Annotated in this window: 24 protein-coding genes; 4 read left to right on the top strand and 20 right to left on the bottom strand. The window is 68.9% G+C overall.

What is annotated here, in order from left to right; all coding sequences use genetic code 11:
* Positions 1-17: 17 nt before the first annotated feature.
* From tatC to OHA89_RS29070, 10 genes are all read right to left on the bottom strand, one after another.
* The gene (tatC, locus tag OHA89_RS29115; protein ID WP_257557061.1) at positions 18-983 is read right to left on the bottom strand and encodes a twin-arginine translocase subunit TatC; all 966 of its coding nucleotides are present in this window, start codon (positions 981-983) and stop codon (positions 18-20) included.
* A 47-nt stretch (positions 984-1,030) separates the two neighbouring features.
* Complete coding sequence (gene tatA, locus OHA89_RS29110; RefSeq protein ID WP_257557060.1) at positions 1,031-1,324, bottom strand: Sec-independent protein translocase subunit TatA; 294 nt, start codon at positions 1,322-1,324, stop codon at positions 1,031-1,033.
* Between the two features lie 183 nt (positions 1,325-1,507).
* Complete coding sequence (locus tag OHA89_RS29105; protein ID WP_215140788.1) at positions 1,508-1,708, bottom strand: hypothetical protein; 201 nt, start codon at positions 1,706-1,708, stop codon at positions 1,508-1,510.
* 26 nt (positions 1,709-1,734) lie between these two features.
* On the bottom strand, positions 1,735-2,007 hold the full coding sequence (locus OHA89_RS29100; protein ID WP_215140787.1) for a CpXC domain-containing protein: 273 nt from the start codon (positions 2,005-2,007) through the stop codon (positions 1,735-1,737).
* A gap of 15 nt (positions 2,008-2,022) precedes the next feature.
* Positions 2,023-2,991 (bottom strand): YafY family protein, encoded by a 969-nt coding sequence (locus tag OHA89_RS29095; RefSeq protein WP_215140786.1) that lies wholly within the window; start codon positions 2,989-2,991, stop codon positions 2,023-2,025.
* 44 nt (positions 2,992-3,035) lie between these two features.
* A complete protein-coding gene (locus OHA89_RS29090; protein WP_215140785.1) occupies positions 3,036-3,998 on the bottom strand; it encodes a YafY family protein in 963 nt (320 codons plus the stop codon).
* A gap of 121 nt (positions 3,999-4,119) precedes the next feature.
* Positions 4,120-4,515: an FKBP-type peptidyl-prolyl cis-trans isomerase gene (locus OHA89_RS29085; RefSeq protein WP_266610656.1), complete on the bottom strand. Its 396-nt coding sequence runs from the start codon at positions 4,513-4,515 to the stop codon at positions 4,120-4,122.
* A 28-nt stretch (positions 4,516-4,543) separates the two neighbouring features.
* The gene (locus tag OHA89_RS29080) at positions 4,544-5,485 is read right to left on the bottom strand and encodes an FKBP-type peptidyl-prolyl cis-trans isomerase (protein ID WP_266610654.1); all 942 of its coding nucleotides are present in this window, start codon (positions 5,483-5,485) and stop codon (positions 4,544-4,546) included.
* Positions 5,486-5,603: 118 nt separating this feature from the next.
* On the bottom strand, positions 5,604-6,965 hold the full coding sequence (gene pafA, locus OHA89_RS29075; RefSeq protein WP_073920416.1) for a Pup--protein ligase: 1,362 nt from the start codon (positions 6,963-6,965) through the stop codon (positions 5,604-5,606).
* Positions 6,966-7,081: 116 nt separating this feature from the next.
* Positions 7,082-8,338 carry an MFS transporter gene (locus OHA89_RS29070; RefSeq protein WP_266610651.1) on the bottom strand — a complete coding sequence of 419 codons (1,257 nt, stop codon included), beginning with the start codon at positions 8,336-8,338 and terminating at the stop codon, positions 7,082-7,084.
* Positions 8,339-8,483: 145 nt separating this feature from the next.
* Between OHA89_RS29070 and OHA89_RS29065 the strand changes: the two genes are divergently transcribed.
* Positions 8,484-9,482 (top strand): LacI family DNA-binding transcriptional regulator, encoded by a 999-nt coding sequence (locus OHA89_RS29065; protein ID WP_406367442.1) that lies wholly within the window; start codon positions 8,484-8,486, stop codon positions 9,480-9,482.
* Positions 9,483-9,541: 59 nt separating this feature from the next.
* On the opposite strand, the gene prcA is transcribed toward OHA89_RS29065, so the two are convergent.
* The 6 genes from prcA to arc form a co-directional block, all read right to left on the bottom strand.
* Positions 9,542-10,306, bottom strand: coding sequence for a proteasome subunit alpha (gene prcA / locus OHA89_RS29060; RefSeq protein WP_215140780.1), 765 nt, complete (start codon positions 10,304-10,306; stop codon positions 9,542-9,544).
* Positions 10,307-10,352: 46 nt separating this feature from the next.
* Complete coding sequence (gene prcB / locus OHA89_RS29055) at positions 10,353-11,192, bottom strand: proteasome subunit beta (protein ID WP_257557042.1); 840 nt, start codon at positions 11,190-11,192, stop codon at positions 10,353-10,355.
* A complete protein-coding gene (locus OHA89_RS29050) occupies positions 11,144-11,377 on the bottom strand; it encodes an endonuclease VII domain-containing protein (RefSeq protein WP_385065877.1) in 234 nt (77 codons plus the stop codon). The genes prcB and OHA89_RS29050 overlap by 49 nt, the downstream gene beginning before the upstream one ends.
* Before the next feature lie 396 nt (positions 11,378-11,773).
* Positions 11,774-11,986 carry a ubiquitin-like protein Pup gene (locus OHA89_RS29045; RefSeq protein WP_030233608.1) on the bottom strand — a complete coding sequence of 71 codons (213 nt, stop codon included), beginning with the start codon at positions 11,984-11,986 and terminating at the stop codon, positions 11,774-11,776.
* 175 nt (positions 11,987-12,161) lie between these two features.
* Positions 12,162-13,673 carry a depupylase/deamidase Dop gene (gene dop / locus OHA89_RS29040; protein WP_215140778.1) on the bottom strand — a complete coding sequence of 504 codons (1,512 nt, stop codon included), beginning with the start codon at positions 13,671-13,673 and terminating at the stop codon, positions 12,162-12,164.
* A gap of 252 nt (positions 13,674-13,925) precedes the next feature.
* Positions 13,926-15,692: a proteasome ATPase gene (arc, locus tag OHA89_RS29035; protein WP_215140777.1), complete on the bottom strand. Its 1,767-nt coding sequence runs from the start codon at positions 15,690-15,692 to the stop codon at positions 13,926-13,928.
* Positions 15,693-15,956: 264 nt separating this feature from the next.
* Between arc and OHA89_RS29030 the strand changes: the two genes are divergently transcribed.
* Positions 15,957-16,277 carry a ferredoxin gene (locus OHA89_RS29030; protein ID WP_215140776.1) on the top strand — a complete coding sequence of 107 codons (321 nt, stop codon included), beginning with the start codon at positions 15,957-15,959 and terminating at the stop codon, positions 16,275-16,277.
* A 4-nt stretch (positions 16,278-16,281) separates the two neighbouring features.
* Here OHA89_RS29030 and OHA89_RS29025 read toward each other — a convergent pair whose 3' ends face one another.
* From OHA89_RS29025 to OHA89_RS29015, 3 genes are all read right to left on the bottom strand, one after another.
* A complete protein-coding gene (locus OHA89_RS29025; protein WP_406367438.1) occupies positions 16,282-16,893 on the bottom strand; it encodes a hypothetical protein in 612 nt (203 codons plus the stop codon).
* A 183-nt stretch (positions 16,894-17,076) separates the two neighbouring features.
* On the bottom strand, positions 17,077-17,973 hold the full coding sequence (locus OHA89_RS29020; protein ID WP_215140775.1) for a tRNA (adenine-N1)-methyltransferase: 897 nt from the start codon (positions 17,971-17,973) through the stop codon (positions 17,077-17,079).
* 18 nt (positions 17,974-17,991) lie between these two features.
* Positions 17,992-19,125: a site-2 protease family protein gene (locus OHA89_RS29015; RefSeq protein WP_215140812.1), complete on the bottom strand. Its 1,134-nt coding sequence runs from the start codon at positions 19,123-19,125 to the stop codon at positions 17,992-17,994.
* A gap of 230 nt (positions 19,126-19,355) precedes the next feature.
* Here OHA89_RS29015 and OHA89_RS29010 point away from each other — a divergent pair, with 230 nt between their 5' ends.
* Entirely contained in the window at positions 19,356-20,243 is an 888-nt protein-coding gene (locus tag OHA89_RS29010; RefSeq protein WP_215140811.1) for a RecB family exonuclease, read from the top strand.
* 64 nt (positions 20,244-20,307) lie between these two features.
* Entirely contained in the window at positions 20,308-20,979 is a 672-nt protein-coding gene (locus tag OHA89_RS29005) for a response regulator transcription factor (RefSeq protein ID WP_215140774.1), read from the top strand.
* Between the two features lie 73 nt (positions 20,980-21,052).
* Here the strand turns inward: OHA89_RS29005 and OHA89_RS29000 are convergent, their stop codons facing one another.
* Positions 21,053-22,636: an ABC transporter substrate-binding protein gene (locus tag OHA89_RS29000; protein ID WP_266610642.1), complete on the bottom strand. Its 1,584-nt coding sequence runs from the start codon at positions 22,634-22,636 to the stop codon at positions 21,053-21,055.
* Positions 22,637-22,678 lie beyond the last annotated feature (42 nt).

Raw genomic sequence — 22,678 nt, 5'->3', positions numbered from 1 at the left:
AGCCGGGGCAGTGCCTGTCAGGTCGCGTCGTCGTAACCGTTGATCCGCTGGCGTCCGCCGTCGGCCTGGCCGGGCAGCGCGGCGGGAGCGGGGACCGCTTCCATATCCCCGATCGGCGCCGGGGTGAGGTCCAGCTCGGCGGCTTCGTCGTCGTCGAGGCCCGCGTCGGGGTCGTTGCGCCTGCGCCTGCGGTCGTTGAGCAGGCAGACGCCGAGCGCGACGAAGTAGAGGGTCACGATCGGGGCGGCCAGCGACAGCATGGTGAGCGGGTCACCGGTGGGCGTCGCGAAGGCGGCGAAGACCGTGATGCCCAGGACCATGGCGCGCCACCAGCTCGCCAGCCGCTTCGCCGTCAGCACGCCGGTGAAGTTCAGCAGGATCAGCAGCAGCGGCAGCTCGAAGGCCAGGCCGAAGACGATGACCATGCGTGCCACGAGATCGAGGTAGTCGTCGACCGGCAGCAGGTTGCGCGCGTGATCGGGGGTGAATTCCAGCAGGATCGTCGCGGTCTGCGGAAGGATCTTGTACGCGAGCACCGCGCCCGCCGCGAACAGCGGCGCGCCCACGGCGACGAAACTGCGCGCGTACTTCTTCTCGTGGTTGTGCAGGCCGGGGGCGGCGAACGCCCACAGCTGGTACAGCCACACCGGCGCGGACAGCACCACACCGGCCATCAGCGAGACCTTCAGGGCGATCGAGAACGCCGAGATGAGGCCGTTCACGGTCATGTCGGCGCAGGGGTGGCCGTTGCGCTGGGTCACCACACCGTTCTTACAGCCGACGGAGTCCAGCATCGGCTTCAACAGGAAGTTGATGATGTCCCTGTAGAAGAAGGCGGCCACGGCGGTGATCACGATGATCGCCAGGACCGACTTCAGCAGCCGGTTTCTCAGCTCACGCAGGTGCTCGACGAGAGGCATCCGCCCTTCGGCGTCCTTTGCCTGTCGTTCTTGCTTCTCCTGCTTGCGGGCAGACTTGAGCAACCCACGTCCCTTGTCTCGTTGCAGATGACTGGCGTGTCCGGCTTGGGTCAGCCCTGGGTGGTGCGGTTCGGCTCGCTGACGGGCCGGGAGCTGGTGACGTCACCGGGCGCGGCCTGGATGGTGCGCGGGGCGACGGGCTGCTGCGCCTGGTCGGCGGCCGGGGCCGCGGTGGCCGCGTCCTCCGCCTCGCCGTCCTTCTTCATGGCCTTGGCCTCGCTCTTGAGGATGCGGGCCGACTTGCCGAGGGAACGGGCCATCTCGGGGAGCTTCTTGGCGCCGAACAGCAGCACGATGACAGCGATGATCAGAAGGATCTCAAGGGGCTTCAGATTGCCGATCATGTGTGTCTTCCTTCTCACCGAAACGGCTGGTTGTGGTGGCTCTGGACGGCTCGGACACAGATCCGGTAACCGCTCAGGCAAGGATCGTAACCCCCGGGGGTTAACGCCCGGCAATCCCCCGGGGTATCCCCGCTTGCGCGCGGGACGCTTGTTCATGCCCCGTTCGCACCCGTTCGTCTCGCTTTAAGGCCGCATGCCTCGGCCCGCCCGGGCAAGATCGGCCGCCGCCCGCTCGAGATCCTCCGAAGCCTCCGCGATCCGGCGGCTGGCCACCGCGACCTGCCCGGACAGCCTGCGGACCTCCACGAAGACGCGTACGGCCGGCACGGCGAGGACGGCGATCCCGAGGAAGCCCAGGGCAATTGCGAACATCGGCCACAGCATGGGAGGAGCCTAGGCCACCGCGCGGCTCACAGGCTCCGCAGGGTGCTCACGCCTCCGCCGGTCAGCAGTTCCACGATGCGTTCACCCGCGGGCTTGCGTACGGACGCGCCGCACTGCGGACAGGTGAAGGAGTAGAAGGTGGTCCGCCGGCTGCCGCCGATGACCAGCCGCAGGGCGCCCGCGTCCAGTTCGAAGCGGGCACCACAGTCGGGACAGGCCGCCTTGAACGAGACATCCCCCCATGAAGCCGACGAAGATGACGAAGCGGATGAAACTGACGTACCAGACGTGGGCGACATCGACCGCTGCTCCCCTCAGACCTGTTCCCCGTACCCCGCGAGTGCCTCCCGGGCGGCGCTGCGCGCGCTGTCCGCCAGTTCCACGGGGGCGACGATCCGCCCCTCGCGGCCCAGCCGCAGCGCGAGCCTGCGCAGCGAGGCCGGATCCGGGCTGCGCAGCGTGATCCGCAAGCCGCCCCCGGCCAGTTCCTCGGCGCTGTCGTGCGGGTAGTACTCGGCGACCCAGCGCCCGCCGGGCCCCACCTCGACCACCACCTCCGGATCCTCGGCGGCCGGCTGGACCAGCCCCTCGGACAGGTCGCGCGGCTCGATGGCGGGCGGCTCGGCCCGCTCGTCCAGCAGCCGGATCTCCGCGACCCGGTCCAGACGGAAGGTGCGCCGGGCCTCGGAGAGGTGGCACCACCCCTCCATGTACGTGTGCCCGACCGCGAACAGCCGGATCGGGTCGACCTTGCGCTCGGTGAGCTCGTCCCGCGCCGGCGAGTAGTACCGCAGCCACAGCCGGCGCCGCTCCGCGATGGCCCGGTCCACGTCCGCGAAGACCCCGCCCTCCGACTCGAAGGTCACCGACAGCCGGGAACTGGCCCCGGCGGCCTCGCCCGCCGCGGCCTCCAGCTTGGCGGTGGCCCGCAGCAGCGCGTCGCGGTCACCCTCGCGCAGCCCCGGCAGGGTCGCCACCGCGCGGGCGGCGACCAGCAGCGCGGTCGCCTCGTCGGCGGCCAGCCGCAGCGGCTCGGCGGTGGACTCCCCCGAGGCGTCGGGATTGCGCCACCAGATCCGCTCGCCGTCGGTGTCGATGTCGAGCAGGTCCCCGCCGCGGAAGCTGGTCCCGCACATGGGCAGCACGTCGAGGTCCGAGATCAGCTCGTCCTCGGTGATCCCGAAGGCGCGCGCGACGTCGGCGACGTGCGCGCCCGGGCGCTCGCGCAGATACGTCACCAGGGACAGCATCCGGCGGGTCTGGTCGATGGCGTTGGCAGCCATGCTGGTACGTCTCCCCCTCAGGGCGTAGCTACAGGTGTTCCGGGTCAGCCCTGGGCGACGGCACGCAGCCGGTCCACCACGTCCGCCCGCAGATCGGCGGGTTCCACGACCACCACGTCCGGGCCGAACTCCACGAGCCAGGCATCGAGCCCGTGCCCGTAGGGGATCTCCAGCTCGTCCCAGCCGTCCCCGCCCCCGCCCTCGCGCACGGCGGTGGCCTTGGCCCGCAGCGGGTAGCCCGCCCCGGCGCGCAGCCGGATCAGCGCGGAGCGGTCCGCGCTCTCCCCGGCCCAGCTCGCCACGGTCTCCCGCACGGTCACCACGTCCGGCACCTCGGCGGTGTACTTGGCCGCACGGGAGCGCACCTTGCCGGTGATCCGCGAGAGCCGGAACACCCGCTCCGCCCCGCGGTCCCGGTCGAAGCCGGCCAGGTACCAGTGGCCGCGCCAGCACTCCAGCGCCCAGGGCTCCACCTGCCGGGTCTCGGGCCGGGCGGCGGTGGACTTGCGGTAGTCGAAGACCACCGGCCTGCGGTCCCGGCAGGCCAGCATCAGCGGCTCGAAGGCCGCCTCGTGGACCGGGATGCGCGGCTCGATGGCACTGTGCTGGCCCTCGTACGGGTCCCCCGCCTCCGGCATTCCGCCGGCGCGCAGCTTCTGCAGGGCGCCGCTGGCCGCGCCCGCGAGGCGGGCCTGCTGCCAGACCTTGGCGGCCAGGCCCAGGGCCGCGGCCTCCTCGGCGTCCAGGGAGACGGGCGGCAGCCGGTTGCTGTCCCGGCGGGCCAGATAGCCGGTTTCGCCCTCCAGGTTCTCCACCGTCTCGATGACCAGGCCGAGTTCACGCAGGTCGTCCTTGTCCCGCTCGAACATGCGGTTGAAGGACTCGTCGTTGCCGGCTTCCAGGTAGGCCTCGATGGAACCGCGCAACTCGCGCTTGCTGAGCGGCCGTCGGGTCCCCAGCAGACACAGCGCCAGATTCATCAGCCGCTCGGCCTTGGCAATCGCCATCGACGCCGTTCCCCCGTCCTCGACACACTCGTGACCGCTGACCGTACCGCCCCGGCGGCCCCGGACAAAAGCGAGGGCCCCCGCCTCACGGCGGGGGCCCACTGCTTGCACGTCCGGGTGATCAGACGGCGATCAGGTCGCAGACGAAGATCAGCGTCTCGCCCGGGGCGATCACGCCGCCGCCCGCGCCGCGGTCACCGTAGGCGAGGTGCGCGGGGATCGTCAGCTTGCGACGGCCGCCGACCTTCATGCCCTGGATGCCCTGGTCCCAGCCGGAGATGACCTGGCCGGCACCGAGCTGGAAGTCCAGCGGGTTGCCGCGGTTCCAGGAGGCGTCGAACTCCTCGCCGGTGGAGAAGGCCACGCCCACGTAGTGGACCTTGACGAAGTCACCGGCCTTGGCCTCGGCGCCGTCGCCCAGCCAGAGGTCCTCCTTGACCAGGTCGGTCGGGACCGGGCCGTCGGGGAAGTCGATCTCGGGCTTCTCGAGCTTGTCGCTCACGGAACTGCTCCTCATACGTACGAAACGGTCAACCGGAACAGTCTTACATCACGGCGAGGATGTCGAGGCTGAAGACCAGCGTCGACTTGGCCGGGATGGTCCCCTGCTCCTTGTCACCAAAGGCCAGGTCCGGCGGGATGACCAGCAGGATCCGGCTGCCGACCTTCTTGCCGAGGAGACCGTCCTTCAGGCCCTTGACGGACAGCTGCTCCATCGGCCAGGTGACCGTCGTGTCGGTGGCGTACGTGCTCTCGAAGGTCTTGTCGTCCTTCCACGTCTTGCCGTTGAACTTGACCACTACGTTGTCGGTGTCCTTCACCACGGCACCGTCGCCCTCGAGGACGTAGTTCGAGACCAGCTTGGCCGGCTCGGCGGTGTCCTTCGGGACGGTCACGGAGACTTCCTTGCCGTCCGTGTTCGTGCCGACCTTGGGCAGGTCCTTGTTCTCCTGGGCGACCTCCTTGCCCGTGGCCGAGGCCGGAACGGAGGTGCCCTTGACGATGTCCACGACGAAGACCAGCGTGGCGTTCGGCTTGATCTTCTCGCCCGAGCCCTGCTCGCCGTAACCGAGGGCCGGCGGGATGACCAGCTCGACACGGCTGCCGACCTTCTGGCCCTCCAGGCCCTGGTCCCAGCCCTTGATGACCATGCCCGCGCCGATGGTCACGTCGAACGGCTTGCCCTTGCCGAAGCTGGCGTCGAACGGATCCTTGCCGTCCCACACCTGGCCGAGGTAGTTGACCTGGGCGATGTCGCCCTTCTTCAGCGCCGGGCCGTCGCCCTCGCTGACGGTCTCCACCTTCAGTTCCTTGGGCGGTTCCCCCTTGCCCTTCGACAGGGTGGGCGTCTCCCCGAACTTGGCGCCCTTGGTGATCGAGGGCACCCCGTTCTTCATCTGGGCGGAGTCGGAGCCGCTGTCGTCGCCACACGCCGCTGTCGACAGCAGCAGAAGGGGTACGACAAGCAGGCCGGCAAGTCGGCGCACGTGTTCCTCAGATCTCAGACGGCAAGGCGGTCGCCCGCCACTCTAAGCCGTGAGAAGGGCCCCGTACGAGATCCGTACGAGGCCCTGCCCCAGATCAGTGCTATGTCACACCACGCACTCACATGCCGGCGATCAGCTTCTCCACCCGGTCGTCCACCGACCGGAACGGGTCCTTGCACAGCACCGTCCGCTGAGCCTGGTCGTTCAGCTTCAGGTGCACCCAGTCCACCGTGAAGTCCCGCCGCTGCTCCTGCGCCCGCCGGATGAAGTCACCGCGCAGCCGCGCCCTCGTCGTCTGCGGAGGCACCGACTTGCCCTCGAAGATCTTGAGGTCGTTGCAGATCCGCGCCGCCTGCCCCTTGCGCTCCAGCAGGTAGTACAGCCCGCGCCGGCGGTGGATGTCGTGGTAGGCGAGGTCTATCTGAGCCACCCGCGGATTCGACATGGTCATGTTGTGCTTCGCCCGGTACCGCTCGATCAGCTGGTACTTCATGACCCAGTCGATCTCGGTCCCGATCCGGTCCAGGTCCTCCGCCTCGATCGCGTCGAGCGTGCGGCCCCACAGCTCCAGCACCTGGTCCACCACGCCGGTACGGATGCCCCGCCGCTCGGCGAAGTCCACCGCCTTGTCGTAGTACTCCCGCTGGATCTCCAGCGCCGAGGCCTCCCGGCCGCTCGCGAGGCGCACCTTGCGCTGACCCGTGATGTCGTGGCTGACCTCGCGGATCGCCCGGATCGGGTTCTCCAGGGTCAGGTCCCGCATCACCGTGCCCGCCTCGATCATGCGCAGCACCAGGTCCGTGGCCCCGACCTTGAGCAGCATGGTCGTCTCGGACATGTTCGAGTCGCCCACGATCACGTGCAGCCGGCGGTAGCGCTCGGCATCCGCGTGCGGCTCGTCCCGGGTGTTGATGATCGGCCGGGAACGGGTCGTCGCGGAGCTGACGCCCTCCCAGATGTGCTCGGCCCGCTGGCTCACGCAGTAGACCGCGCCCCTGGGCGTCTGGAGCACCTTGCCCGCACCGCAGATCAGCTGCCGCGTGACGAGGAAGGGAATGAGAATGTCCGCCAGGCGGGAGAATTCCCCGTGCCGGGCCACCAGGTAGTTCTCGTGGCAGCCGTACGAGTTGCCCGCCGAGTCGGTGTTGTTCTTGAAGAGATAGACGTCGCCCGCGATTCCCTCCTCGTGCAGGCGGCGTTCGGCGTCGACGAGCAGGCCTTCGAGAATGCGCTCGCCGGCCTTGTCGTGCGTGACCAACTCGGTCACGTTGTCACATTCGGGAGTTGCATATTCCGGATGCGAACCCACGTCGAGGTACAGACGGGCGCCGTTCCGCAGGAAGACATTGCTGCTGCGGCCCCATGACACAACACGGCGGAAGAGGTAGCGCGCCACTTCGTCAGGAGACAGTCGGCGCTGTCCCCTGAACGTGCACGTGACGCCGTACTCGTTCTCCAGCCCGAAAATGCGGCGGTCCATGACTGAACATTACGCCTTCTGCCCTCTTCTGAAACCGGGTTCGAGAGCGCCATTTCGATCAGTTTCCGATGGCCGCTCCGACGCGCCCGCGTATGACCCGCCGTCGCGACCCCGGATCAGCCTTCCGCCCGGGCCCCCGACGGCACCTCGCGAGCGTCCCCGGACGACCCGTCAGCCGAGCCGGCCACCGCGCGACTCCGCCCCACAGTTGCCAGCACCCGCTGAGTGACCATCAGCACCAGCAGCGCCGCGCCGCCCGCCACGCTCGCCACACCGAAGCCCGCCGCGGTACCGCCCAGCTCCACCGCCGGACCCGCCGCCGCCGTGCCGATCGCCGCACCCACCCCGAAGAACGTCACCAGCCACGAGAACGCCTCCGTCACCGTCCCCGCCGGTGCGTGCCGGTCCACCACGATGAACGCACACGCCAGCGCGGGCGCCAGGAACACACCCGCCAGCGCCGCCAGCAGCGTCATCGCCACCGGCCCGGGCGTCAGCATCAGCGGCAGGTAGCACAGCGCCAGCAGCGCCACCAGCATCCGCAGCCGCCGCTCCGGCGCACCCGCCCACTCACGGGCCCCGTAGAACACCCCACCGATCAGCGCACCCAGCCCCAGCGCCGCCATCAGCCAGCCGTACACCGCCTGGTTCCCGTGATCGTCCGCATACGCCACACCCGCCACCGTGATCGAACCCAGCGCCGTCCCCACGAAGAAGAACGCCCCGAGCAGCGCCAGCAGACCCCGGGACCGCAGAGCCCCCAGCCAGTGCGCCTCACGCGGCTCCGAACGCCACCCGCGGGAGGGCTCGCTCACCACGACCGACAGCGCACCCAGCACCCCGATCGCGTTCAGCGCCAGCAGCGCCCCGGCCGGCGACCACAGCGCCACGAACAGCGTCACCAGCAGCGGGCCGACCGTGAACATGACCTCCTGGGCCACCGCGTCCATCGCGTACGCGGCATGCACCCGCTCCTCCTTGCCGCCCAGCACGCCCGGCCACAGCGCCCGCAGCCCGCCCTCCAGCGGCGGCGTGAACAGCCCCGCGACCACCACCGCCGCATACGCGGCCGCCCCGGTACCCGCCGCGGCCAGCCACACCATGCCCAGCGCGGAGAGCACCGCGGCCGGCAGCTGCACACGCGGCTGCCCGTACACGTCCACGGCCCGCCCGAGCAGCGGCTGGCCCACCGCGTTCGCCACCCCGTACACGGCGGCCAGCGCCCCCGCCAGGCTGTAGCTGCCGCCCTCGGCCCGGGTGAACAGCACGATCGCGATCGGCGCCGTGGCGTTGGGCAGCCGCCCTATGAGCGTGCCCACCAGCAGCCTCGCGGCATGCCGGGTCCTGAGCAGCTCCGCGTATCCCGCGGCCATGAACGCCCCCTTCTGCCCGGAACCAGCCGGGGTAATACGTATAACGTGACCCGTCATACGTACCATGACGACAGTTGACGGGTCCACCCAACGGACCCGAGACCACCCCACCGACCTCGCCGACCTCGCAGTTCAGGAGCCCCCTGTGACGAGACCCACCAGCCGGGACGTGGCCACCGCCGCCGGGGTCTCCCAGGCCACCGTCTCCCTCGTACTCGGCGACAAATGGCGCGGCCGCGTCTCCGCACGCACCGCCACCCACGTCCGCGAAACCGCCGCCCACCTCGGCTACCGCCCCAACCTCGCCGCCCGCAACCTCCGCCTCGGCACCACCCGCACCGCCCTGCTCGTCGTCCCCGCCCTCACCAACGAATTCTTCGCCCGCGTCTACACCGGCGCCGCCCGCATCGCCGCCGAACACGGCTTCGGCGTCGTCCTCTACCCCTCCCCCGACGGCACCGGCCCCGCCCGCGACCCCTTCGCCTCCGCCCGCGCCGCCCTGGACGGCGTCATCGCCTCCTCCATGGCCGCCGACGCCCTCGACGCCCTCGGCGGCGACGGCCTCCCCCTCGTCATGCTCGACAGCGACCCCACCGCCGGAACCGCCGCCGCCCACGTCAACCTCGCCATGGCCGACGGCATGCGCCAGGTCACCGAACACCTCCTCACCCTCGGCCACCGGCGCTTCCTCCACCTCGCCTCCGCCGTCGACTCCTGGACCTTCGACATCCGCGCCGAAGCCCTCAGCGCCCACCTGAGCCCCCACGCCGAGCTGCGCACCGTACGGGCCCCCCTCAGCGTGGACGGCGCCCGTACGGCCATGGAGGCGGCCCTCGCGGCCCCCGGCGACCGGCCCACCGCCGTCATCTGCGACGACGACATCCTCGCCGCGGGCGCCTGCAAGGCCGCCCGCCGCCACGGCCTGCACGTCCCCGCCGACCTCTCCGTCACCGGCTTCGACGACCTCGCCCTCGCCACCGCCGTCGAACCCGAACTCACCACGGTCCACCTCCCCGCCGAACGCGTCGGCGAACAGGGCATGACCGCCCTCCTCGCCGTCCTCGACGGCGCCCCCTGGACCGCCCCCGACCTCCCCGTCGAGCTGGTCGTCCGCGACTCCTCCGGGCCCGCCCCCGCCCGCTGAACACGACGAAGCCCCGGCCCGCCGCAAAGGGCGAACCGGGGCTTTCACTCCACGAGGTACTACTCCGCCTCGTCCTCCGGAGCCTCGTCGTTCGACACGGCATCGGCCTGAACCGCCGCCGTGACGTCCGCCTCCAGCAGCCGCGACAGCTGCCGGCCCCGGATCCGCTTGAACTTGCGCTGCTGCGCCCGCGTCCGGTCCAGCACCGCGACCTCCAGCCGCTCCGCCGGAATCGTCTTGTCCGCGCCGTTGGCCTGGCTGGACAGCGCCTGCACCGCCAGCTTCAGCGCCTCCGACAGGGTCATCCCGTCCCGGTGCCGCTGATCCATGAACGTGCTGATCTGCTCGGCGTTGCCGCCGACCGCGACCGAACCGTGCTCGTCCACGATCGACCCGTCATGCGGAAGCCGGTAGATCTGGTCCCCGGCGGCCGTCGCACCGACCTCGGCGACGACCAGCTCCACCTCGTACGGCTTCTCCCCGGCACTCGAGAAGATCGTGCCGAGCGTCTGCGCGTACACGTTCGCCAGCCCACGGGCCGTCACATCGTCACGGTCGTAGGTGTAACCGCGCAGATCCGCGTAGCGCACACCGCCGATCCGCAGGTTCTCGTACTCGTTGTACTTGCCGGCGGCCGCGAAGCCGATCCGGTCGTAGATCTCGCTGAACTTGTGCAGCGCACGGGACGGGTTCTCGCCGACGAACACGATGCCGTCGGCATACTGCAGCACGACAAGGCTGCGACCGCGGGCGATGCCCTTCCGGGCGTATTCCGCCCGGTCGGCCATGGCCTGCTGGGGTGACACATAGAACGGAGTCGACACCGGCTGTCCGTCCCTTTCTTCTGGGCTCCTACAGGGAGACGGATGGTCAGAGCAGGGCGGCGCGCGGGCCGTCGGGCTGCTCGAGACGACGGTTGGTGACCGCACGGGCGAGTTCCTGGGACTCGTCGTCCGTCAGCCTGCGGAATCCCTCGTCTGTGATGACGGTGACGATCGGATAGATGTGGCGGTACAGGTCCGGCCCACCGGTCGCCGAGTCGTCGTCGGCGGCGTCGTACAGCGCCTGCACGACCAGCGTGGTGGCCTGCTCCTCCGTCAGATCCGGGCGGAAGAGCTTCTTCATCGAACCGCGGGCGAAGATCGAGCCCGATCCGGTGGCGGCGAAGCCGTGCTCCTCCGAGCGGCCGCCGGTCACGTCGTAGGAGAAGATCCGGCCCTTCTCCTTGGCCTCGTCGTACCCGGCGAAGAGCGGTACGACGGCCAGTCCCTGCATGGCCATGCCCAGATTGCTCCGGATCATGGTCGAGAGCCGGTTCGCCTTGCCCTCGAGCGAAAGGGTCGTCCCCTCCACCTTCTCGAAGTGCTCCAGCTCCAGCTGGAACAGCTTGACCATCTCCACGGCCAGGCCGGCCGTACCGGCGATGCCCACCGCGGAGTACTCGTCGGCCGGGAACACCTTCTCGATGTCCCGCTGCGCGATCATGTTCCCCATGGTCGCCCGCCGGTCACCGGCGAGCACGACCCCGCCGGGGAAGGTGGCGGCCACGATGGTCGTCCCGTGCGGCGCCTCGATGACGCCATCCGGCAGCCTGCGGTTGCCGGGCAGCATCTCGGGCGAGTGGGCGCCCAGGAAGTCCATGAAGGACGACGACCCCGGCGTCAGGAAGGCTGCCGGTAGACGCCCTGTGCCACGATTGTTGGCTTCCACGCGTGTCCCTCCAGGTATGAGATGGCCCGACGCAGAGTGTCGGGATCGTCTCCCAACTTGCCGATGGCCGAGTTGCAGTTGAAGCACAGTACGCCTCGGACCTTACCCGTCTGGTGACAGTGATCCACATGCACGGCCGGAGCCTTTTGGCAGATACAACAGAGACCGTCCTGCGCTGCGATCATTTCGTCCCGCTCGGCCTCCGTCATGCCGTACGCACGCTTGAGATGAGCCGCCCGGCCTTCGACCGCTCGGCACGCCTTGCAACGTGTCGACAGCCCATCCGAAGCCGTCTTGTTCCTGTCCCATTCCGAGTGAGGCTTGATCTCCCCACACCGGCGGCAGTACTTATGCCCCACAGGGGCTTCGACACGGGGACGGACGTTCTTCCCCTTGGCCTTCTGGCGCTGCTGGTGATATTCGGCTGCGCACGGCCTGCAGTAGCACTGCAGGCCGTCACGCATCGCCTTGTTGGCAGCGAAATCCTCAAGTGGCTTGAGTAAGCCGCACCGCGGACACCGCTTCCCCACCCCCGGCACTCACCCTCCCCGCGAGCGTTCACCTTTGATTCAAAGGCGAAATCACTCGCCACCCTTCTGAACGAAGGAGCGCACGAAGTCCTCGGCGTTCTCCTCGAGCACATCATCGATTTCGTCCAGTACGGAGTCGACGTCGTCGGAGAGCTTTTCCTGGCGCTCCTTGAGGTCGGTCGATTCCTCGACCGCCGCCTCCTCGACCTCCTCGGTCGAGCGCGTCGCCTTCTGCTGTCCGCCGCCGGTGTCCTTGGTCGCCATGTCTACCTCACCCCGCTCGGTTCGCACGCTCACGTCGAGGGACCCCGGGATTCGGGATCCCTCAAGATCAGACCCTACGTCCGACCCTACAAGGAGGGTCTGACATTCGTCCCCGTACTTTCACAACGTCCGGTTCTCTTCATGATTCCCGGACCGGAGGCCTTTCAGGCCCCTCTCACCGCCCCGAAAGCACCCGCACCAGATCCTCCGCCGTGCGGCACCTGTCCAGGAGCTCCTTCACGTGCGCCCGCGTGCCGCGCAGTGGCTCCAGCGTCGGGACCCGCTGGAGCGAGTCGTGCCCCGGGAGGTCGAAGATCACCGAGTCCCAGGAGGCCGCGGCCACGTCGTCCGCGTACTGCTCCAGGCACCGGCCGCGGAAGTACGCCCGGGTGTCCTCCGGCGGCTTGCTCCGGGCCCGCTCGACGTCCTGCTCGTCCACCAGCCGCTGCATCTTGCCGCGGGCCACCAGGCGGTTGTACAGGCCCTTCTCCGGCCGTACGTCCGAGTACTGGAGGTCCACCAGGTGCAGCCGCGCCGCGTCCCAGCCCAACCCGTCCCGGCGCCGGTAGCCCTCCAGGATTTCTCGTTTCGCGATCCAGTCGAGCTCCCCCGACAGGCTCATCGGGTCGGTCTCCAGCCGGCCCAGCACGTCCTCCCAGCGGGCCAGCACGTCCGCCGTCTGGTCGTCCACGTCGGACCCGGAGCGCTCCTCCACGTACTTCCTGGCCAGCTCGAAGTACTCCATCTGGAGTTGTACGGCGGTCAGCGTGCGGCCGCTGCGCAGCGTGATCAGGTGCTTCAGGTCGGGGTCGTGGGAGACCTGGTGCAGGGTGCGTACCGGCTGGTCGATGGCGAGGTCGACGTTGATGAACCCGTCCTCGATCATCCCGAGGACCAGCGAGGTCGTGCCGAGCTTGAGGTACGTGGAGATCTCGGACAGGTTCGCGTCGCCGATGATCACGTGCAGGCGGCGGTACTTCTCGGCGTCCGAGTGCGGTTCGTCCCGGGTGTTGATGATGGGCCGCTTCAGGGTGGTCTCCAGGCCGACCTCGACCTCGAAGTAGTCGGCCCGCTGGCTGATCTGGAAGCCGTGTTCGCGGCCGTCCTGCCCGATGCCCACGCGTCCCGCGCCGGTGACGACCTGGCGGGAGACGAAGAAGGGGGTCAGGTGGCGCACGATCTCCGAGAAGGGGGTTTCCCGCTTCATCAGGTAGTTCTCGTGGGTGCCGTAGGAGGCGCCCTTGTTGTCGGTGTTGTTCTTGTAGAGGTGGATCGGCTGGGCTCCGGGGAGCTGGGCGGCCCGGACGGCGGCTTCGGCCATGATCCGTTCGCCGGCCTTGTCCCAGAGCACGGCGTCGAGCGGATTGGTGATCTCCGGCGAGCTGTACTCGGGGTGTGCGTGGTCGACGTAGAGGCGTGCGCCGTTCGTGAGGATGACGTTGGCGAGGCCGATGTCCTCGTCGGTCAGCTGGCTGTTGTCGGCGGCCTCGCGGGCGAGGTCGAAGCCGCGGGCGTCCCGCAGCGGATTCTCCTCCTCGAAGTCCCAGCGGGCGCGGCGCGCCCGGTGCATCGCCGCCGCGTAGGCGTTGACGATCTGGGACGAGGTGAGCATGGCATTGGCGTTCGGGTGCCCCGGGACGGAGATCCCGTACTCCGTCTCGATCCCCATTACTCGCCGTACGGTCATGCGGCCCTCCTTGCCCGGCGGCGCTCCCCTTCGGGAGCGGCGCTCAAGTACCGCTGGTGCTCCGTTGCGTGTGCCTGTGCGGTGCCCGTCCCCGCACTGCGCGTCCTGCGGTACGGATGAGCCTAGAACCACTCCGCGCTCGTGGGGAGATCATTTCCGTCATTGAATTCGCCTCGTCACCGGCTGAAAAGCAGTCGGTAAAGCAGTCGGCTGCGGATGCCCTGGGAGGGCATCCGCAGCCGCTCCGCTTGGTCAGAGGTACTGACCGGTGTTTGCCACCGTGTCGATGGAGCGTCCGGTGTCGGCGCCCTGCTTTCCGGTGACGAGGGTGCGGATGAATACGATCCGCTCGCCCTTCTTTCCGGAGATGCGGGCCCAGTCGTCCGGGTTGGTGGTGTTGGGCAGGTCCTCGTTCTCCTTGAACTCGTCCACGCAAGCCTGGAGGAGGTGGGAGACCCGGAGGCCCTTCTGGTTGTGCTCGAGGAAGGCCTTGATGGCCATCTTCTTCGCACGGTCCACGATGTTCTGGATCATCGCGCCCGAGTTGAAGTCCTTGAAGTAGAGGACTTCCTTGTCGCCGTTGGCGTACGTGACCTCGAGGAAGCGGTTCTCCTCGGTTTCGGCGTACATCTGCTCGACGACGGTCTGGATCATGCTGTGGACGGTGCCGGGCCGCGATTCCTGGTGTTCGGACAGGTCGTCCGTGTGCAGGGGCAGCGAGGCCTTGAGGTACTTCGCGAAGATGTCCTTCGCGGCTTCGGCGTCCGGGCGCTCGATCTTGATCTTCACGTCGAGGCGTCCGGGGCGCAGGATGGCCGGGTCGATCATGTCCTCGCGGTTGGAGGCGCCGATGACGATGACGTTCTCCAGGCCTTCCACGCCGTCGATCTCGGCGAGGAGCTGCGGGACGATGGTGTTCTCCACGTCCGAGCTGACGCCGGATCCGCGGGTGCGGAAGAGGGATTCCATCTCGTCGAAGAAGACGATGACGGGGGTGCCCTCGCTCGCCTTCTCGCGGGCACGCTGGAAGACGAGGCGGATGTGCCGCTCGGTCTCGCCGACGTACTTGTTGAGGAGCTCGGGGCCCTTGATGTTCAGGAAGTACGACTTCCCCTGGGCCTGTCCGGTCACCTCGGCGACCTTCTTGGCAAGGGAGTTGGCGACGGCCTTGGCGATGAGCGTCTTGCCGCAGCCGGGCGGGCCGTAGAGCAGGATGCCCTTCGGCGGGCGCAGTTCGTGTTCCTTGAACAGGTCGGGGTAGAGGTACGGGAGCTCGACCGCGTCGCGGATCAGCTCGATCTGGTCGCCCAGGCCGCCGATCTTGTCGTAGTCGATGTCGGGGACCTCTTCGAGGACGAGGTCTTCGACCTCGCTCTTGGGGACGACCTCGTAGACGTAGCCGGAGCGGGGTTCGAGCAGCAGGGCGTCGCCGGGGCGGATGATGATGTCCAGGAGCGGCTCGGCGAGCCTCACCACCCTCTCCTCGTCGGTGTGCCCGACGACCAGGGCGCGCTCGCCGTCCTCGAGGATCTCCTTGAGGGTGACGATGTCCCCGGCCCGCTCGAATTCCATGGCCTCGACCACGTTGAGGGCCTCGTTGAGCATGACTTCCTGGCCGCGCCGGAGGTCTTCCGGTTCGACGCTGGGGCTGACGTTCACACGGAGCTTTCGGCCTCCGGTGAAGATGTCGACGGTGCCGTCCTCGTTCGCCTGCAGGAAGACACCGAAACCGGCCGGCGGCTGTGCGAGCCGGTCGACTTCTTCCTTGAGGGCCACGATCTGGTCGCGGGCCTCACGGAGGGTGTTCGCGAGTCGTTCGTTTTGCGCGGAGACGCCGGCCAGATTTGTCTGGAGCTCGATGATCCGCTCTTCGAGAATCCTCGTGTGTCGCGGAGAGTCGGCGAGCTTACGTCGCAGGACGGCGATTTCCTGCTCGAGATAGGCAACCTGGCCGGCGGGGTCCTCAGACCCTCGCCCGGGCCGGATGCCGCGGTTGATGTCGTCGTCGTGGGCTGCCACGGTCCTCACCTCCTCCAAGGGGAGCTGGACGCTTCCTGACCCTACCTGGGCTGGTGGTGATTGAAACCCCTAGATCACAAAGACGGTAGAGGTGTGTCCGATCTTCACCCTTGCGTACTCCCTCACGCCAAGGAAATACCCACCCATGAACATCTGAAAGCGGCCGGTTGTAAGGTCGAACTGTTCAACACCCGTCAGAGCTCGCGCGACTTGCTGCGAGTAGTGACCGGGGTGGATCACTCAGCGCAGGGAACGGCAGGAGATATGACCGTGCAGCAGGAGGCTCCGAAGGGCGGCGCCGGCGAGTCCGGGGAGCCGCTGGAGGTCTGGATCGACCAGGACCTCTGCACCGGGGACGGTATCTGCGCGCAGTACGCGCCGGAGGTGTTCGAGCTGGACATCGATGGTCTGGCGTACGTGAAGAGCCCTGAGGACGAGCTGCTGCAGGCGGCGGGGGCGACCACTCCGGTTCCGCTGACGCTGCTCCAGGACGTGGTGGACTCGGCGAAGGAATGTCCGGGCGACTGCATCCACGTAAGGCGCGTTTCGGACAGGGTGGAAGTGTTCGGCCCCGACGCCGAGTGACGCTTCAAACACTCCTGGCGGTCGAGTCCGTCAGCTCCTGGCGGAATTTTCCGTCGCTCCAGCGCCACTTGGCGAGCTTCTTCACGTCCGGGCTGTAGCGCGGGACGTCGGGTGAGGAGTAGCCGAGGAGCGTGGCGGTGACGATTCCGTCGCGCACGGTGAGATCGGTGGCGGTCTGCCGCTGCGGGGTGTCGAGGAGGGTGGCCACGACGCGGGGGCTGGAGCCCTCGGTCGCGTCTTTGTCGGGCGCAGTCTGGGTGAGTACGTAGATCGCGTGGGGCGGGGTGCCCGAGCCCGCCTGGCAGCGGACGGCGGCGACGGTCTCGGGGCGGCCGTCGCCGTCGAGGTCGCCCTCGGCGGTGGCGGTGACGGCCTGCGGGTTGCCCTTGCAGTCGAGGGGGTACGTGACCGCCGCGGCGTCGGGGGCGGTGGCCTGCGGGCCGTTCGCCGCGGGGTCCGCGGAGGCGGCGGGGGTGCCGGTGGCCGGCTGGACGAGTCCCGCGGTGGCTATGACGGCGGCCATGGCGGTGGCCGTGGCGAGCCAGTGGACGGGCCGGGCGTGACTGTGCGCCAGGGTTTCCAGGGTGGGCTCCAGCTCGGCGGGGCTGTGCAGCACGCGGGGTGTCTCCTGTGCGAAGGGTGACGGGGAGCCAGCATCGTGCCACACCTCACACGGAGGTGGAACGGCCGGGTCCGGTGCCGGTACCCAGACAACGAAAAGGCACTGTGGCTCAGTTCCCGGATGGTGGGGGGAACTGAGCCACAGTGCCTTCGTGTTGGGCCGGCTTCGGTGGAGCCGCTACGCGGAGCGGTCGCTGCCGGGGCCGTCGTAGTCCTCGCCGTAGGCGCCCTTGGAGGGGCGGCGGCGGCGCATCGGGGGCTCGACGCCGTCCGCGAGGCGGCGGGCGGTGACGAGGAAGCCGGTGTGGCCGATCATCCGGTGGTCCGGGCGGACGGCAAGGCCTTCGACGTGCCAGTTGCGGATCATCGATTCCCAGGGCTGCGGTTCGGCGAAGCAGCCGATCTCGCGGATGGATTCGACGGTCCGGGAGAGCTGGGTGGTCGTGGCGACGTAGCAGCAGAGGATGCCGCCGGGGACCAGCGCCTTGGAGACGGCGTCCAGGCACTCCCAGGGGGCGAGCATGTCGAGGACGACACGGTCGACGTCGGTGTCGGACAGGTTGTCCTGGAGGTCGCCCACGGTCAGCTGCCACGCGGGGTGCGGGCCGCCGAAGTAGCGCTCGACGTTGGCGGTGGCGATCTCGGCGAAGTCCGCGCGGCGCTCGTAGCTGTGGAGCATGCCCTGGTCGCCGATGGCGCGCAGCAGGAAGCTGCTCAGGGAGCCGGAGCCCACACCTGCTTCCACGACGCGGGCGCCGGGGAAGATGTCGGCGAAGGCCAGGATCTGGCCCGCGTCCTTGGGGTAGACCACGGCGGCGCCGCGGGGCATGGACAGGACATAGTCGGGGAGCAGGGGACGCAGCGCGAGGTAGGCGACGTTGCCCGTGGTGCGGACAACACTGCCTTCGGGAGCACCGATCAGCTCGTCGTGCGGGAAGGAACCCTTGTGGGTGTGGAAATTCTTCCCGGCTTCGAGCGTGAACGTGTAGTGGCGGCCCTTGGGGTCGGTGAGCTGAACCTGGTCCCCGACCTCGAAGGGCCCGCGTCGGCGGGCGGCACCGGTCGGTTCGGACATGTGACCAGTGTATTGGCTTCAGGACTGGGGCCGCGCCATGGCCTTCACGAAGGCCTTCTCGACGTCGAGGGTGGAGAGCACGCCGTAGATCTCGCCGCCGGGTTCGAGGACGAGGTACTCGGTGGCGGGGGTGGCGCGGAGGTGTTCGAGGAGTTCTTCGCCGGTGAGGTCCGCTGAAACCTTCATGCCGTCGGTGAGGTCCTGGGCGAGGGTGCTGACGGCGATCCAGGGGCGGCGGTGTTCGGGGACGGAGGCGATGGCGCTCTCCCGGACGATGGCCATGGGGTCTCCGTGGCCGTCGACGACGACGAGGGCGCGGGCGCCGGCTTCGTTGGCGCGGCGCAGGGCCTCGGAGAGGGGGGTGGCGTTCTCGACGGGGATGGCGCGGCGGGTGAGGGAGCGGGCCCTGAGTTCGGGGAGGTGTTCGCGCAGGCGGGCCATGCGCAGGCTGTTGCCGGCTCCGGTCCAGATGATGGCGGCGAGGATGGCGGCGAGCAGGGCGTCCATGACGGTGTCCATGCCGCCGATCTCGGTGGTGCGGTTGCCGACGATCCCGGTGTGGGTGAGGAGCGGCAGGCCGAGGAGGACGGCGACGGCGAGGCCGCGGCCGATCCAGGCGGCGGCGATGGTGCCGGTCATGGGTTTGCCGGTGATGCCCCAGATGACTGCGCGGAGCATGCGGCCGCCGTCGAGGGGGAGGCCGGGCAGCAGGTTGAAGGCCGCGACGAGCAGGTTGGAGATCATCAGGCCGGCGAGGAGGACGCCGGGGACGGTGGCGGGGTCGACGGCCTTCATGCCGAGGTAGAAGGCTCCGGCGAGGACGAGGGAGAGCAGGGGGCCGACGAAGGCGAGGACGAATTCGCGGCCGGGGGTCTCGGATTCCTTCTCGATCTCGGAGACTCCGCCGAAGAACTGGAGCTGGATGCGGCGCACGGGGAGTTTGAAGCGCAGGGCGGCGACGGTGTGCGCGAGTTCGTGGACGAGGACGGAGGCGTAGAAGGCGACGGCGAAGAAGAGGGAGACGAGGTAGCGGACGGGGCCGAGGTCGGGCAGGATGCGGTCGAGCTGGTCGCCGAAGACCCAGGTGATGAGGGCGGCGACGAGGAACCAGCTGGGTGAGACGTAGACGGGCACGCCGAAGGGGCGGCCCATGAGGAGTCCGCCGCCCGGTCCGGAGCGCCGGCCTCCGCGCTCGCCGGTTTCGTCGGTGTCTGCCACGTCTGTCCTTCGTTCCGGGGGCCCCGGAGGGTGTCCGGGGAGGGTGTTTGCGGGTTGCTCGCGTCGTTCTGTGGCGCGGTGTGATGCCTCGATCATGCAGTGCGAGGGGCCTGTGCGTCGATGGTATGCGCGTGCTGTCCGTGGTGGGTCGTAGGGTTTTGTGCATGACGACGAGCTCCGGTAACGGTCCGGCCGACGCAGCGCCGAGCGCCGCACGGCCCGCTTCTCTCTCCCCTTCACGGGCGAGCGACTTCATGCAGTGCCCGTTGCTGTACCGGTTCCGGGTGATCGACAAGCTGCCGGAGAAGCCCAGTGCGGCGGCTACCCGCGGGACGCTGGTGCATGCCGTGCTGGAGCGACTTTTCGATCATCCGGCGCAGGAGCGGACGGCGCCGCGGGCGAAGGCCTTGATCCCGGGGCAGTGGGACCGGCTGCTGGAGGCGAAGCCGGAGCTGACGGAGCTGTTCCCGGAGGGTGACGAGGGGGCGGAGCTGGCGCGGTGGCTGACGGAGGCCGAGGCGCTGGTGGAGCGGTGGTTCACGTTGGAGGACCCGACGCGGCTGGAGCCGGTGGAGCGGGAGTTCTTCGTGGAGACGGAGCTCGAGTCGGGGCTGCGGTTGCGCGGGATCATCGACCGGGTGGACGTCGCGCCGACGGGTGAGGTGCGGATCGTCGACTACAAGACGGGCAAGGCGCCGCGGCCGGAGTACGCGGAGGGTGCGCTGTTCCAGATGAAGTTCTACGCGCTGGTGGTGTGGCGGCTGAAGCAGGTGGTGCCGCGGCGGCTTCAGCTGGTGTATCTGGGCAGTGGGGACGTGCTGACGTACGACCCGGTGGTGGCGGATCTGGAGCGGGTGGAGCGCAAGCTGCTCGCGTTGTGGGAGGCGATCCGGGAGGCGACGGAGAGCGGTGAGTGGCGGCCGCGGCCGACGAAGCTGTGCGGCTGGTGTGATCATCAGGCGGTGTGTCCCGAGTTCGGGGGGACTCCCCCGGCCTATCCGTTGACGATCGTTCCGCGCCCCGGGGCGGAGGTCCGCCCGGCGGATTCCTGATCGTCCCCTCAGGGCAGAATGGGCGGCGTCCGCCGAAGCCGTCCGACGAATAGAGGTAGACCCCGTGGCGATCCGCGTCCTGCTGGTCGACGACCAGCCACTGCTGCGCACCGGTTTCCGGATGATTCTGGAGGCGGAAGGGGACCTGGCGGTGGTCGGTGAGGCCGGGGACGGTCTGCAGGCGCTGGACCAGGTGCGTGCGCTGCAGCCCGACGTGGTGCTGATGGACATCCGGATGCCGCGGATGGACGGGGTGGAGGCGACCCGGCAGATCACCGGTCCGGGCCGGGACGGTCCGGCGAAGGTGCTCGTACTGACCACGTTCGACCTGGACGAGTACGTGGTGGAGGCGCTGCGGGCGGGGGCGAGCGGCTTCCTGCTGAAGGATGCGCCGGCCAATGAGCTGGTGCAGGCGATCCGGGTGGTGGCGGCGGGCGAGGCGATGCTGGCGCCGAGCATCACGCGCCGGCTGCTGGACAAGTACGCGGGGCATCTGCCGTCGGGTGAGGAGAGCGTCCCGGACACGCTGGGGACGCTGACCGAGCGCGAGGTGGAGGTGCTGAAGCTGGTGGCCCGGGGTCTGTCGAACGCGGAGATCGCGGCGGACCTGTTCGTGAGCGAGACGACGGTCAAGACGCATGTGGGGCACGTGTTGACGAAGCTGGGTCTGCGCGACCGGGTCCAGGCGGCGGTGTACGCGTACGAGAGCGGTCTGGTCCGCCCGGGGGCGCAGTAACGGAGTCCGAACGGAACGGGCCGGCAACCGCGTGGTGCGGTTGCCGGCCCGTTGTGCGTTGCCTGAGGGCGGGTCAGCCCTTGCTGATCTCCCAGAAGCGGAAGACGGTCGAGGCGTCGAGGGACCACTGGAGGCCGGTCACGTTCTGGCGGGTGACGGCGTACTGCTTGCCCTGCCAGAGCGGGAGGATCGGGATCTCCTCGGCGACGATCTCCTGGAGCCGGTTGTAGTCGATGTTGGCCGCGGTGCGGTCGGACTTCGCGGAGGTCGACGGGATGATCGTCCCGCTGATCTCCTTGTTGTCGTAGTTGTTGCCCAGGACGTTGCCGGGACCGAAGAACGGCTGGGTGAAGTTGTCGGCGTCCGGGTAGTCCGGGACCCAGCCCTTCACGTAGACGCCGTACTTGCCGTCCGCGATGTCCTTCTCGTACTGCTCGAACTCGACGGACTTCATGTCGGCCTCGAAGAGGCCGCTCTCGTTGAGCTGCTTGGCGATGACCTCGAACTGCTGGTCGGTGGAGGGCCCGTAGCGGGACGGGGTGGACCACAGGGTCAGCTTGATCTTGCCGCTGATGCCGGCGGCCTTGAGGACGGCCTTGGCCTTCTCGACCTGCGGGCTGCCGCCGTAGCGGTCGAAGAAGGGGGTGGTGTGTCCGGCGATGCCGGCCGGGACGATGGAGTACAGCGGGGCGGCGGTGCCCGCGTACACGTCCTTGACGAGCGCCTCGCGGTCCACGAGGTAGGCGATGGCCTTGCGGACGGGCAGCTTGCCGACGACGGGGTCGTTGACGTTGAAGACCATGTGCTCGACCTCGGCGCCGGTGCCCTGGACGACGTCGACCTTGTTGTCGCCGGTCTTGGTCGAGGCGAGGGCGGCGATGTCCTTGGCGGCCAGGCCGCGGAAGGCGAAGTCCACGTCCCCGCTCTCCAGGACGGTCTTGAGGCCGGCCTGGTCGCCGTTGAAGAACTTCAGCGTGACGCCGGTGTTCTTGGCCTTGGCCTTGCCGGTGTAGGACTCGTTGACCGAGAAGCTGGCGCTCTTCTCGCTGAACGACTCAAGCTTGTAGACGCCGGAGCCGATCGCCTTGTTGTCCGTGCGCAGCTTGTCGGCCGGGTACTCGCTGTGGTCGACGATGGAGCCCGCGCCCGAGGCGATCTTGCTCGGGAAGGTGGCGTCGGACGTCTTGAGGCGGAAGACGACGGTCTTGTCGTCGGGGGCGTCGATGCCGGCGATCGACGAGAGCATCACGGCCGGGCCGTTCTCGTCGTTGATCTTCAGCGTGCGCTCGAAGGAGAACTTGACGTCCTTCGAGGTGAGGCTGTGGCCGTTGCTGAACTTCAGGCCGGGCCGCAGGACGCACTTGTACAGCTTGCTGTCGCCGCCCTCGAAGCCGCAGCTCTGGGCGGCGTCGGGCTCGGGGGTGATGCCGCCCTTGGGGAAGCTCAGCAGCGACTGGAAGACGTTGTTGAAGAGCAGCCAGGAGCCCGGGTCGTAGCCCGACGCGGGGTCGGTGGACTTCACCTTGTCGGATATGCCCATGACCACGCCCTTGCCGCTGCCGGCATTGGAGCCATCGGTCGAGCCGCAACCGCTGAGCAGCGCGGCGGCGGTGGCCGCCCCGAGCGGGGCCGCCAGCCACTGGTTACGTCGATTCACGGATTCGTCCTTCACAGTCGAACTGTTTCGTTCCGCCGGCTC

Origin of the sequence: Streptomyces sp. NBC_01546, from assembly GCF_045208355.1 — a bacterium.
Lineage (GTDB): Bacteria > Actinomycetota > Actinomycetes > Streptomycetales > Streptomycetaceae > Streptomyces.
Note: the sequence above shows the minus strand (reverse complement) of the source record. Positions and strands in the feature narration are given on the sequence as shown.